This is a genomic window from Candidatus Thiodiazotropha endolucinida (genome assembly GCF_001715975.1).
In the GTDB taxonomy this organism is placed as follows: Bacteria; Pseudomonadota; Gammaproteobacteria; order Chromatiales; family Chromatiaceae; genus Thiodiazotropha; species Thiodiazotropha endolucinida.
The window spans coordinates 1-12,650 of record NZ_MARB01000004.1 but is presented as its reverse complement, the minus strand read 5'-3'; the positions used below and the strand labels follow the sequence as shown (position 1 = coordinate 12,650).

Genomic DNA, 12,650 nt, shown 5'->3' with positions numbered 1-12,650 from the left:
AGGCTTCCCGGGAAGCCAGGGCATCAGAGGTAACCTACCCTACCCCTTATACGCCGGTCAATGATAGAGACACACTGGATCTGCTACGGAACGAGGGGGTGATCCAGATGAGACTCGCCAGCACTCTTCCAGATGTGTAAACTCCCGCCGTTGATAACCATTTGCATAGGATCGACAGAGAAAGATGAGTGGTAGTTACGACGCTTCTGATATCGAAGTCCTCAGCGGTCTGGAACCGGTTCGAAAGCGACCAGGGATGTACACCGATACCACCCGGCCCAATCATCTTGCCCAGGAGGTTATAGACAACAGTGTTGACGAGGCGGTTGCCGGTTATGCCAAATCGATCGACGTCACGCTGCATAAGGACGGTTCACTGGAGGTTGTGGATGACGGTCGCGGCATGCCTGTGGATATCCACCCCCAGCAGGGCGTACCGGGGGTCGAGGTGATCCTGACCAAACTGCATGCCGGCGGCAAGTTTTCCAACAAAAGTTACCGTTTCTCCGGCGGTTTGCATGGTGTTGGCGTGTCTGTCGTCAATGCGCTCTCGAAGCATCTGGAGGTATGGGTCCGACGGGGCGGCAAGGAGTACAATATGGCCTTCGCCGATGGTCATAAGGTCTCCGACCTGGAGATAGTCGGAAAAGTGGGCCGTAACAATACCGGCACCCGCGTGCGTTTCTGGCCGGATCCGGGCTATTTTGACTCCTCTCGCTTCTCTACCCGTCAATTGCGCCATGTTCTCAGGGCGAAAGCGGTCCTCTGTCCTGGTCTGAAAGTCTCATTTTTCGATGAGAAGAGCGGTGAAAAGGAGGCATGGATCTACCAGGACGGGTTGAGAGACTACTTGCTGGATGCCTTGCAGGGCGTGGCAAAAATCCCGCAACAGGCGTTTGTGGGCGAGATGTCCGGGAATACCGAAACCGCCGCTTGGGCAGTGCTCTGGTTGCCGGAGGGCGGTGAACTGGTGACCGAGAGCTATGTCAATCTGATTCCCACCTCCCAGGGTGGAACCCATGTGAACGGTCTGCGCACTGGTCTTACGGACGCGGTCAGAGAGTTCTGCGAATTCAGGAATCTACTTCCCCGCGGGGTCAAGCTGACGCCGGAAGATGTATGGAATCGGGTCTGCTATGTGCTCTCCGTCAAATTACAGGACCCTCAGTTTTCCGGACAAACCAAAGAGCGTCTATCTTCTAGGGAGTGTGCCACCTTCGTCTCCGGGGTGGTCAAGGACTCATTCAGTCTTTGGCTGAATCAACATACGGATATGGGCGAGCAGATTGCCGAGATGGCGATCTCATCCGCGCAGAGCCGAATGCGTGCCGGACGCAAGGTGGCCAGAAAGAAGGTGACTCAGGGACCGGCGTTGCCCGGGAAGTTGGCGGATTGCAGTTCGGTGGATCCGCTAAGGAGCGAACTGTTTCTGGTAGAGGGTGATTCAGCCGGCGGATCGGCAAAACAGGCGAGAGATCGGGAGTTTCAGGCAATCATGCCGTTACGGGGCAAGATCCTCAACACCTGGGAGGTTGAGCATGGTGATGTACTGGCCTCGCAGGAGGTACATGACATTTCCGTCGCCATCGGTGTTGAACCCGGCAGCAGCGACCTGTCAAACCTGAGATTCGGTAAAATCTGTATTCTTGCCGATGCGGATTCAGATGGACTGCATATTGCAACTCTTTTGTGTGCCCTGTTCCTGCGTCATTTCAAGCAACTTGTGGAGCAGGGGCATGTCTACATAGCCATGCCACCGCTTTATAGAATCGATGTGGGAAAACAGGTCTTCTATGCGTTGGATGACTCGGAAAAACAGGGAGTGCTGGATCGCATTGAAGCGGAGAAATTACGTGGCAAAATCAATGTGCAACGATTTAAAGGTCTGGGTGAAATGAATCCTCTACAGCTACGGGAAACGACTATTCATCCGGATACCCGGCGCCTGATACAGTTGACGATAGAACATGGTGACAACACAAACCGTATCATGGATATGATGCTTGCCAAGAAAAGGGCGTCAGATCGTAAAAAGTGGCTGGAAAAGAAAGGGGATTTGGCTGAGATATGACTATCGAGATCTAAGAATGAGGTGGAATTGCAAACGTTTTTTTAAGGCTCAGTTTGTAGCGAGTGGCTTTTTTTTGGTCTTCGGTCTGGTTTTGGCCAGTGGCTGGTCGAAACCCGTGTGCGCGGCTGATTTCGAACCTCTCGATGAAATTGCCCTCATGAGTATGATTGAGCACTTGAAGGTCATGCAGCAGCTGGCGCCGCAATTACGCATACAATTGAGAAGCGTACGCATGAATATGAAGTTCGATGTCAGGGAGATTCACAACATCGAACGCAGTATTGGAAAAGCGCAAACCGATATCGAGCGTTTGATCGCGATGCATGAAACTAATCGTGTCAACGCCATCCGGGCCCACTTCCTGGTGGATGACCTTCGACGCAAGGCCTCTGCCCTGGATCAGGGCCTGTCGCATGTAACGCAACGGATCATAAAGAAATATGGTGTGTCGGAGGAAAATGAGCTTCAGAACATCGAAATCAATGAGGAAGACAGTCAACTGCTCTCTCTGCTTCAAGATTACAGTCAATTGTTGGATCAGAGTTTACAACTGGTGTCCGGGGCATCGCGGGAAGAATCCCCGCAAGCAACGGAGTAGCCATCCTTTGGTCGACGTATCTGCGGCAAATCCAGTGATTTGCCATATATCAATGCTTGACCTGCAAACACCATGCATCATTGCCACCGATATTCACTGACCCGGTAACCAAGTCGATCTATTCGGCTGCCGGATTGATGGTCAGTGGCAATACATCAACTGCCAGGGCCTGTTGACAGGCTTTTGATCACCGTGACAAACAGGTTGCAGTTTGACCACAGTATTTAGGTGATAGAGTTTTAGAAATGCAAAGAACAGCACTTTATACGGCCATCGCGTTGGCGGGTGGTGTACTCATATGGCTGCTTTTGTTCTGGAGTCCTGTCGCTCAGGAAGAGCATGTTATTATCGATCCAAAGATTTCCCCGGAACCAACAGGCGGTGATTTTTCCTTAACCTCATATCGCGGTCCAGTGAGTCTGAGCGACTACCGTGGCAAAGTTGTACTGCTCTATTTCGGCTATACCTGGTGTCCGGATATATGCCCGACAAATCTTGCCCTGATGAGTACAACCCTGTCGGCAATGAATGATGTTGATCGAGATCGGATACAACCGCTGTTTGTGAGTGTCGATCCGGAACGCGATACCCCGCAACGCCTGAGGGAGTATGTCGAGTATTTCCATCCTTCAATACTCGGTCTGACAGGCAGCAGGCATATGATTGACGACATCGTCGAACGTTATGGCGGCGCATACCGTATCGTGGACAAAAAGGGTGACGAACCCTATGTTGTCGATCACACGGCAGACACCTATATCATCGATAGTCAGGGCAAGCTGGTACGCAGGATGGCCCATGGATCCAGCGTCGAGGAGCTGCTCGGCGCAATACAACCCCTGCTTCAGGAAAACCTGAGCAGATAACCCGACGATTTCAGATAGTCCGCCTCCTGTTCCAGTTCCTTATGAGTCAATGGATGGTGTGCAATCCACTCTTCGGGAAATACCAGGGATATCTTGTGATCTTCCACCTCCAGTCGCGGCACGGGTTTTGCCACCGTGGATCTTGCACGATGGGTCAGTACCGAAAGTCGTAACAGAATGCAGAGCTGTTTGGTGCAACTCACGACATCCCTGGGTAGTGCCTCGAATATGGTTGTTGGAAATTTCCGTCGATGTCCTCTGACGAGGGCAGCAAGAACCTTCTGTTCCTGCAGGGAGAAGCCGGAAAGGTCCGATTTTTCCAGCAAATAGGCGCCGTGTTTCTGAAATTGACTGTGGGATACGGTCAATCCCATCTCATGCACCTTGGCTGACCATGAGAGCATTGCTGTATGACGCGGCTCCTGCAGATTCCAGGCCCTTTTGGCCTGTTCCAGGAGCGCCAGGGCGGTAGTCTCCACCCGATCTACCTGTTCCTGATCCACGTCGTATCGACGCATCAGGGTCTTCAGGGTTCGCTCACGGGCATCCTCCTGTTGATTACGCCCGACCATGTCGTATATCAAGCCTTCGCGCAAGGCCTCGGAGGAGACTTCCATATGTTCGATGCCGATCTGATCGAATATCGCCGATAGCACAGCCAGACCTCCGGCAAATACCGGTTTTCTCTCTTCAGACAGACCCTTCAGGTCGAGCTTGTGGATGCTGCCGGCTTCAATCAATGTTCGTTTAAGACGCTCCAGCGATTCACGATAGATCCCGGTTTCACTCCATCCCTGTTGCAGGACGACATTACCGATCGATTTGATACTGCCCGAACTGCCGATTGCCCGCGTCCAATCTCCATCTCTGAATTCATACCTCACCGGACGAATTTCCAAGCTGCAGGCAAGCTCCGCATCACGCATGGCTTGTGCTGTTATCTTACCGTCGGTAAAGAACCTGCGGCTTATACTGACACACCCCATATGCAGGCTTTCCCGCTCATGAGATTGATAACCTTGACCGGTGATCAACTCAGTACTGCCGCCGCCGATATCGACCACCAGCCGCATTTCATCGCCTGCGGCAAGTCCATGCGCCACACCAAGATAGATCAAGCGTGCTTCTTCACGTCCGGCGATAATCTCAATAGGATGCAGCAATGCCTTTTCGGCCAGACCGTGAAAGTTGTCATCAGGATGGATCTGGCGCATGGTATTGGTGCCGACGACACGGATATTTTCAGCCGGCAAAGGACGTAGACGCTGCGCATATCTTCGTAAACACTCAAGGGCACGCTCTGCAACGTGGGGCATGAGATGCTTGTCTGCAGTCAGTCCTTCACCGAGCCTGACCATCTCTTTCATTCTGTCGATGATCTGCAGATGACCGTCGATAACCCGTGCAACAATCAGGTGAAAGCTGTTTGAACCGAGGTCAATGGCTGCGATCGCTTCATTGAGATTGGCCTCTGGGGTCTGTTCGGGCATTCTCTGTCTTGACTCCTGCATTATGTGATTCTGAGCGCTCGTTATACTCTGATGAGGATCTTTAGTCTTGTTTAAAAGGTCTGACATCATATCAGGAATCGCTGGCAGGAACCTGTTAACGGCCCAAGAACGATAGTACTCTGGACGCAACTTTCAACAATCGGTGACAATAGTGATTGAGAGCCTGCTAACACATATCCAATTGGCTCAGTTGCCTTTGGAAAGGCGCCAATCAAGGTGTGCCCCAAGGGCACTTGTTTCGGGGCGCACCCCAAGGGCACTTCCTTCGGGGCGCACCCCAAGGGCACTTCCTTCGGGGCGCGAGGAGAGAGGTTTGGTGATACCAACTGAACGACGAACAACGCCGAGTGGCGCTATCGTTCGCATATGCAGAATGACTACCCATCGCTTATGCTGCCTTGCCGGACAAAAAAGTCCCGGCAGAGGCGATTGGATGATTGTTTACAGGCCCTAGGATCTTAAGTATGAAGTATTGCAGCCACTGCGGCGCAGAGGTCGAAGTCAGGGTTCCCGAAGGTGATAACAGGCCAAGACATGTATGTATTATCTGTAGTACCGTACATTATCAAAACCCCAAGATCGTCGTAGGATGCATCCCCGTTTGGGAACAACAAATCCTCTTATGTCGCCGCGCCATAGAGCCCCGCTATGGTTTGTGGACCGTTCCGGCGGGATTCATGGAAAATGGTGAGACGAGTCAACAAGGCGCCGCCCGGGAAACCTTGGAAGAGGCATGTGCGCGGGTGGAAGTGGAGGGGCTCTATACACTATTCAATCTTCCACATATAAATCAGGTGTATTTGTTGTTTCGCAGCCGGTTGCTCGATCTCGATTTTGCGGCAGGGGAGGAGAGCCTGGAGGTCAAGTTATTCGATGAACAGGAGATACCTTGGGAAAAGCTGGCATTTCCGGTGATTAAAGAGTCGTTAAGGCTATATTATGCCGATCGCGAAACCGGGAAATATCCTTTACGCAGCGGCACTATAATTCGCGCTGCGGGTTCAGCCAGAAGCTACCGTATTATCCTCGATCCGAGTTGAAGGTTAAACGCACGGCAGTTGCCTGGTACATCCCTGTACATAACTAAAGGTGTTGGAAAATTGTAGCCGGAAGAGTGTTAACAGGCCCTAGAGTCCCGTGCCGCCATAGCTTGGTACCAGGCGTACATTATTGGCCACGTAGCCGTCATCCTTATCACTCTTTTGGATATAGAATTCGAGTATGGAGTCCCGATTTGACATTACTTCATCTGTGACTTCGTCGGCCAGTTCATTGGCGTGGCAAAAGACACTCTCGTAAGGAGAGCCCTCCTGGCGGGGATCGATAATCCACATATTAGGATCGATACGTTTGAGAAAACGTAAAAAGCCATAACCCTTTTCCGGAAACCACTTCGCACAGACCCCGCGGACACAGGAACCCGGTTCTCCCCAATCATTACGCGATTCATACGAGATAGGCAGCAAATCTGGGATCAGAAAACCCGAATAGTAATCGTCTACAAGTCTGCGCAATTCCTGCGAAACATTGCGGAAGCCAAGCAATTCCACCCGACAGCCGCGATCCTGCAGGGCGGTCACGACCTGTAGAAAATCGCCGTCACCTGTGACAAGAAGCAGCAGGTCGAGTTTTTCCGATTGCAACATGGCATCAACGGCCATATCCAGATCCGCATTGGCTTTGGTGGTGACGTTACCCTCTTCATCCGTATAGCGGCGGACATTCTTCACGATGACCTTCCAGCCGTACTCTCTGACCATTTGCTGATAAGTCATGGCGCGACGACGATACTCGGGATCCTCCTTGGCGCGTTCCTGGTCGAAAGCTATGTAAGTATTGAGCCTGAGAAGGGATCCGCCGTATCGCGCTGCGAACATCCTCAGGATGTCGTAGCGCAGCTGGTATCCGCCGTTGTATCTGACATTTTCTGCGTCGACAAATACGCCAATTTTAATATCTTGATGCAATGTGTTGTACCTGAACTATAAAAATACAAAAAAGTGCTTAGGCATTGTGAGATGAAGCGACATCCCCACGATTGAGGGTCGTTGACGGTGCGTGTATCCCTGCAAGTCCGATGGCGTTGGTCACGCCGATTGTACGCCCAATGGGTCGAATAGCTCGATCAATAGCCTGATTTATTAAAGATGGGAAACCAACCAAAAAATAATATAGATAGTTAAGTGATAAAAATCGTTTCATTCATCTTTATTCGCGAAAGTATATTAATTATACAACGGTTTTGGGAATATTTTTAATGGCGAGCTAAACTAAAACTCATAAAAAATGCGGGATATTTCGCGATTTCCCCGGGTTTCCAATGTCGTGTCGCACGTCAAAACCGCTACGACTGGATACCTGATTTTCGTGCATAGCAGCAGTATTGGAAGATGAAACGCCTCCCCGCACTATGAGATATTGCCGAGGCATCGGGAGAGAGAAATCCATTATTAACGCAAGCCTTGCACTTAAACATGCTATAAGATAGAGCAAAACAATAACAGAAACCCAAAGGCGGGTAACATGACGTCAACCGATATTCCGGTACATCAACGTTTTAACGCGCATGAGCTGTTTCTGCAGGCAGATCGATTGGAGCCATGTGTATTGGTGATTTTTGGTGCTGCTGGTGATTTGACACGACGTAAACTCATACCTGCACTCTATAATTTGGTGCACGAACAGGCACTGGATGAACATTTTGCCGTTATCGGCTACAGTCGCAGACCTCAAAGTGATGAGCAATATCGTGCAATCCTTTTTAATGGCCTGAAGAACTACTCGCGATCTCAACCCATTGATGACGGTGTCTGGCAGGCATTCAGCAAGCGTATCAGCTATGTGGAAGGTAATTTTGAAGACCCGGAGGGTTATGTTGCCCTGCGCGGGGCATTGGAAGCCGTCGAGCAATTGATCGGCAGCGAAGGAAATCGTCTTTTCTATTTCGCCACACCCCCCTCAGCAGCGCCGGTGTTACTGCATCGTCTGAGTGAAGCCGGTTTACTGCAACCTGGAGGTGCGGAAACACCCTGGACGAGGGTTATCATGGAAAAACCCTATGGCCGGGATCTCGAATCGGCAAGCGAACTGAACCGGATCGTCGCTGAGGTGTTGCAGGAGGATCAGGTCTACCGGATCGACCACTATTTGGGTAAGGAGACGGTCCAGAATATCCTGGTGGCCCGATTGGGAAACACCATATTCGAACCCCTGTGGAACCGTAAGTATATCGATCACATCCAGATCACTGCAGCCGAGTCCATCGGGGTGGAGGGCCGGGGCAGATTCTATGACAAAACTGGCGTGATAAGGGATATGGTACAGAGTCACCTGCTGCAGGTCCTCTCCCTCTGCGCCATGGAACCACCGGTCTCTTTCGCCGCAGACGATATTCGGGACAAGCGGGTCGAGGTATTGCGTTCACTGCGTCAATTCTCATCCCAGGAGGTTTTGGAGCATCTGGTTTTTGGTCAGTATCGCGGTTACCGAGATGAGGAGAATGTGGACCCGCAGTCGCGGACGCCAACCTATGCCGCTATTAAATGCTATGTCGATAACTGGCGATGGCAGGGGGTTCCGTTCTTTCTTCGGGTCGGCAAGCATCTGGTGCAGCGAATGACGGAAATCTCTGTGGTGTTCCGCCCTGTACCACTGTGCCTGTTCGGACGCGATGATGTCTGTCAGGATCTTGAACCGAACGTATTGACCATCCGTATCCAACCGGATGAGGGCATGGCACTTAAAATATCCAGTAAGCGGCCGGGTGGTGAGATGGAGGTGGGTTCGGTGGAGATGGACTTCAGCTATTCCGAGACCTACACCCATCCCATCAAAGATGCCTACGAAAGATTGCTGCTGGATGCGGTGAAAGGGGATGCCACACTTTTTGCCAGACGGGATGAGGTGGAGTTCGCCTGGCGTTTCGTGACCCCCATTCTGGACCATTGGGAAAGCGCGGCCAAACGTCAACCCGTATTCTATGCCGAGGGCAGCGAAGGTCCCGGGGAAGCGGATAAACTGATGGATCGCTACAACCGGCAATGGCGGGAGATTAATTGATGGATAGATTCATTGTCGATCCAGTTGAGTTTGCCGCTCAGGCTGAGCGGTGGATAGGTGACAGAATCCACCTGGTACTGGAGTCTTCTCGGCGATGCTACCTGATGCTGGCCGGTGGGTCGACCCCTCTGCCTATCTACCAACGTCTGGCGATGCGCAAGGATATACCCTGGTCACGCATCGATCTCTTTTTTGGCGATGAGCGTTGCGTGCCGGTGAACACATCGGAGAATAATTACACCATGGTTATGCGTAGCTTGTTTCCGGATGGTGACAGGCCTGATGGTATGAATGTCTATCGCATGTGCGGTGAAGAGAATCCGGACAAGGCGGCGGAAGTGTACGAACTGGTTTTACCGGAGAGGATCGACATCCTTCTCCTGGGAGTCGGTGATGACGGTCATACGGCTTCGATCTTCCCCGGGTCTGCCGCGTTGGATGAAGAGAAGCGGCGTGTAATGCCCGCGATTGCCGCAAAGCCACCGCTACAAAGGTTGACGATTACCCCACCCGTTATTCAAAGCGCCAGATATCTGTTGGTTATGGTCCAGGGTGAGGGGAAGGCGGATGCCGTTCGCAGGGCGTTGGTCGATCGCAGCGTGCCGGCAGCCATAGCATTGGACGGAGATTGGATGATGGACACCCAGGCGGCCCGCGCATTGCCGGAAGATCAAAGACTGGGTTTCTAGAGGCTGGAGATAACAGGCCTTAACTGACAGGAACAGACTATGCCTGAAATCAAACAATTTCATATCGGCCTGATCGGGCTTGGTGTCATGGGACGCAATCTGGCGCTTAATATGGAAGAGAAGGGATTTCCGGTTGCGGTGTGGAATCGCCGTAGCGCCGCAATCACTGAGTTTTTAGATGAGCATCGTGGTAAGGGGTTTGGCGGGGATCCCGAGATGGCCCGGTTTATAGACCTGCTGGAGCGGCCAAGAAGGATCCTGCTGATGATCAGGGCGGGGGAGCCCGTGGATCAGGTGATCGAACAGTTGATCCCGTTGCTGGAGCCCGGTGATATCGTCATGGATGGCGGCAACTCATGGTTTGAGGATACCCGGCGCCGGGAAAGCTATTTGCGCGACAAGGGGCTTCACTTCGTCGGTGTCGGCATATCCGGCGGTGAGGAGGGGGCACGCCACGGTCCCTCGATGATGCCGGGCGGCTCCAGCGACTCCTATGCGGAGGTCCGTGCGGTGTTTGAGGCGATCACCGCCCAGACCGAGGCGGGTGCCTGTGTCACTCATGTGGGGCCGGACGGTGCCGGCCATTTCGTCAAGATGGTCCATAATGGGATCGAATACGCGGATATGCAGCTGCTTGCTGAGGTCTATGATCTGATGCATCGTGGTCTGGGCCTGAGTGAAAAAGAGATGGCCGAGCAGTTCGACCGTTGGAATCAAGGCCCGATGGAGTCTTTCCTTGTGGAATTGACCGCCCAGGTGATGAAGGTTGTGGATCGGGACACCGGCTCACCCCTGGTGAGTCTGGTGATGGATAAAGCAGGACAGAAGGGGACCGGCCGTTGGACGGTACAGGCGGCACTCGAGCAGGGCGTGGCGGTGCCCGGTATCGCTGCCGCAGTGGATGCCAGGCTGCTCTCTGCAATGAAAGCCCAACGCGTGGCGGCATCCCCACTGCTACATGGGCCTGAAGTCAGCGATACACCTGAAAAGGAAACCTTGCTGGCGGATCTCCACGGCGCCATATACGCTTCTCGGATCACCGCCTATGCCCAGGGACTGGATCTGATTCAACGCGCTTCGGAGCGCTATCAGTGGTCGATCGATCTGGCGGAAACTGCGCGTATCTGGAAAGGAGGATGTATTATCAGGGCACGACTGCTCGATCCCATCCGCAACGCCTTTTCCAATCACCCGAAACCGATAAATCTAATGGTCGATCCTGCATTGGGAGCTCAGTTAGAAGGCTTGCAGATCGCCTGGCGAAAAGTGGTCTGTTTTGCATCCGCTGCCGGGATCCCGGTTCCGGTGATGAGCGCCTGTCTCAACTATTTCGACAGTTACCGGACCGACCGGTTGCCGCAAAACCTGATCCAGGCCCAGCGGGACGCCTTCGGTGCCCATACCTACGAGCGCGTGGACCACCCGGAATGGGGTTTCATCCACTCGGACTGGCAGTAAAAATATCCTGATTGCCCACAATAGTCAGCCACAGAATCGGTGGCTTGGTGATAGCGAGTTGTATAAGTAAGCCGCGAATAGTCGCGAATGTCTTTTATGTCCGCAAATGAACGCGAATAAACGTAAATAAATTAATTTTTACACTACAACAGAGTGCGGCACGGACCCTAACTTGCCGTCTCCATACAGGATTGTCAAAAACGCTGAATTTGCCTTCATTGGCGGACTTATTAGATTTGCGTTCATTTGCGGCTTGTTTTTACAACTTCCACCGTGAGGGAGAGGTAGGCTGAGAGCGGATAGCTGACAATTGTGGGTATCAGGAAAAAATATTAATGCTATTTGCGTTTATTCGCATTCATTATGCGGACTTATTTTAAATAAAGTGACTGCCGCACAAGAAGATTGCCTAGCACTACAGGTCCTGCCAGTCGGTCAATAGAAGCCCAGATCCGATACCGGCCAGGCCGGCGCCTATAAGGCCCCCGACAACAGCACCCGGCAGATTCCCGTGGATAACCTCCAATGCGGTGGAGAGCGGCCCAGCTACACTGTCGTCAATAGAACCGATCATGACGAAAAAACAGAGTGCGATAAACCCCGATACTCCCACGCCCACCATCAAACCATCCCCCACCGGTGGCAGCAGATTGTCATAGAGCTTGATAAATCCGGGGACCAGGGCGACATAAAGGATACCGGTAAGAGGGCAGAGGAGGGCCACCAGGGTACTGATCGAAAGCGGAGCAGTGAGGTTGACAACCAGCAGATAGGTAAGTGAGGCCAACCAGCCGGCGCTAAATCCGGCCAGGGTTTTCGCATCTGCGCGATTAACCCGTGAACCCATGGAGAAGACGCCATACAGCGCACCCACAATCGCCCCCACAACAGAGACCAATATCACTAACATCAAGAGATCGACCGGGTGATCCGTAAGGATGAAATAGAAAATGGAGATAGGTGAAATAATGGTAGTCATCAAAACCGCAAGACGCATACTGCTGTATATCAGCGCACCAAGGGTTCCGGCGAGTACGCCTGCGAACAGGTAGGGATCGATCGGTAGTTGCCAATAGTCGGCGAAAGCGGCCGAGAAAACGAACAGCATGGCGTAAAGCAGTCCGATAAATGCCCAGATAGCGCCCCGAATCAGGGCTTCCTTAATTCGCTGTTGTGACATCGCTGATGGATGCTGACTCTGCATGATACCTTATGTTGTAGGATTGCTTATACCGTACATCTCACGTCCCTCGGAGAGTCTCAGCCAGCCCTTGATGATGCGATAGATCAACCACACCATATTAACCAAAAGCACCAGGTAGAGCAGATCCCCCGATAAAGTGGATACTTTCTGATAACTTCAGGAGGTAAATGTGCCGAGATACAATCAACCAAGGA

10 protein-coding genes are annotated in these 12,650 nt (G+C 52.3%); 7 read left to right on the top strand and 3 right to left on the bottom strand.

The window, feature by feature from the left end; genetic code table 11:
• Window positions 1-184: 184 nt before the first annotated feature.
• The 3 genes from parE (at window position 185) to CODIS_RS03865 (ending at window position 3,535) form a co-directional block, all read left to right on the top strand.
• Entirely contained in the window at window positions 185-2,071 is a 1,887-nt protein-coding gene (gene parE / locus CODIS_RS03875) for a DNA topoisomerase IV subunit B (RefSeq protein WP_069121550.1), read from the top strand.
• 16 nt (window positions 2,072-2,087) lie between these two features.
• Window positions 2,088-2,669 (top strand): hypothetical protein, encoded by a 582-nt coding sequence (locus tag CODIS_RS03870; protein ID WP_069121549.1) that lies wholly within the window; start codon window positions 2,088-2,090, stop codon window positions 2,667-2,669.
• Window positions 2,670-2,914: 245 nt separating this feature from the next.
• Window positions 2,915-3,535 (top strand): SCO family protein, encoded by a 621-nt coding sequence (locus CODIS_RS03865; RefSeq protein ID WP_069121548.1) that lies wholly within the window; start codon window positions 2,915-2,917, stop codon window positions 3,533-3,535.
• On the opposite strand, the gene ppx is transcribed toward CODIS_RS03865, so the two are convergent.
• Window positions 3,514-5,025, bottom strand: coding sequence for an exopolyphosphatase (gene ppx / locus CODIS_RS03860; RefSeq protein WP_069121547.1), 1,512 nt, complete (start codon window positions 5,023-5,025; stop codon window positions 3,514-3,516). The genes CODIS_RS03865 and ppx overlap by 22 nt on opposite strands.
• A gap of 485 nt (window positions 5,026-5,510) precedes the next feature.
• Between ppx and CODIS_RS03855 the strand changes: the two genes are divergently transcribed.
• On the top strand, window positions 5,511-6,086 hold the full coding sequence (locus CODIS_RS03855) for an NUDIX hydrolase (RefSeq protein ID WP_069121544.1): 576 nt from the start codon (window positions 5,511-5,513) through the stop codon (window positions 6,084-6,086).
• 87 nt (window positions 6,087-6,173) lie between these two features.
• On the opposite strand, the gene CODIS_RS03850 is transcribed toward CODIS_RS03855, so the two are convergent.
• A complete protein-coding gene (locus tag CODIS_RS03850; RefSeq protein WP_069121542.1) occupies window positions 6,174-7,013 on the bottom strand; it encodes a LabA-like NYN domain-containing protein in 840 nt (279 codons plus the stop codon).
• 556 nt (window positions 7,014-7,569) lie between these two features.
• Here CODIS_RS03850 and zwf point away from each other — a divergent pair.
• Genes zwf through gndA form a run of 3 tightly spaced genes read left to right on the top strand, consistent with a single transcriptional unit; the run spans window position 7,570 to window position 11,252 of the window.
• Entirely contained in the window at window positions 7,570-9,105 is a 1,536-nt protein-coding gene (gene zwf, locus CODIS_RS03845; protein ID WP_069121539.1) for a glucose-6-phosphate dehydrogenase, read from the top strand.
• Window positions 9,105-9,794 (top strand): 6-phosphogluconolactonase, encoded by a 690-nt coding sequence (pgl, locus tag CODIS_RS03840; RefSeq protein WP_069121537.1) that lies wholly within the window; start codon window positions 9,105-9,107, stop codon window positions 9,792-9,794. Before zwf ends, pgl begins: the two co-directional genes overlap by 1 nt.
• A 39-nt stretch (window positions 9,795-9,833) precedes the next feature.
• Window positions 9,834-11,252, top strand: a complete 1,419-nt coding sequence (gene gndA, locus CODIS_RS03835) for an NADP-dependent phosphogluconate dehydrogenase (RefSeq protein ID WP_069121534.1) — start codon at window positions 9,834-9,836, stop codon at window positions 11,250-11,252.
• 415 nt (window positions 11,253-11,667) lie between these two features.
• On the opposite strand, the gene CODIS_RS03830 is transcribed toward gndA, so the two are convergent.
• Window positions 11,668-12,432, bottom strand: a complete 765-nt coding sequence (locus CODIS_RS03830) for a hypothetical protein (RefSeq protein ID WP_069121531.1) — start codon at window positions 12,430-12,432, stop codon at window positions 11,668-11,670.
• Between the last annotated feature and the right edge of the window lie 218 nt (window positions 12,433-12,650).

Coding starts and splice junctions, on each gene's coding strand:
- parE (WP_069121550.1), top strand. CDS start 185: ATGAGTGGTAGTTACGACGCTTCTGATATCGAAGTCCTCAGCGGTCTG.
- CODIS_RS03870 (WP_069121549.1), top strand. CDS start 2,088: ATGAGGTGGAATTGCAAACGTTTTTTTAAGGCTCAGTTTGTAGCGAGT.
- CODIS_RS03865 (WP_069121548.1), top strand. CDS start 2,915: ATGCAAAGAACAGCACTTTATACGGCCATCGCGTTGGCGGGTGGTGTA.
- ppx (WP_069121547.1), bottom strand. CDS start 5,025: ATGCCCGAACAGACCCCAGAGGCCAATCTCAATGAAGCGATCGCAGCC.
- CODIS_RS03855 (WP_069121544.1), top strand. CDS start 5,511: ATGAAGTATTGCAGCCACTGCGGCGCAGAGGTCGAAGTCAGGGTTCCC.
- zwf (WP_069121539.1), top strand. CDS start 7,570: ATGACGTCAACCGATATTCCGGTACATCAACGTTTTAACGCGCATGAG.
- pgl (WP_069121537.1), top strand. CDS start 9,105: ATGGATAGATTCATTGTCGATCCAGTTGAGTTTGCCGCTCAGGCTGAG.
- gndA (WP_069121534.1), top strand. CDS start 9,834: ATGCCTGAAATCAAACAATTTCATATCGGCCTGATCGGGCTTGGTGTC.
- CODIS_RS03830 (WP_069121531.1), bottom strand. CDS start 12,432: ATGTCACAACAGCGAATTAAGGAAGCCCTGATTCGGGGCGCTATCTGG.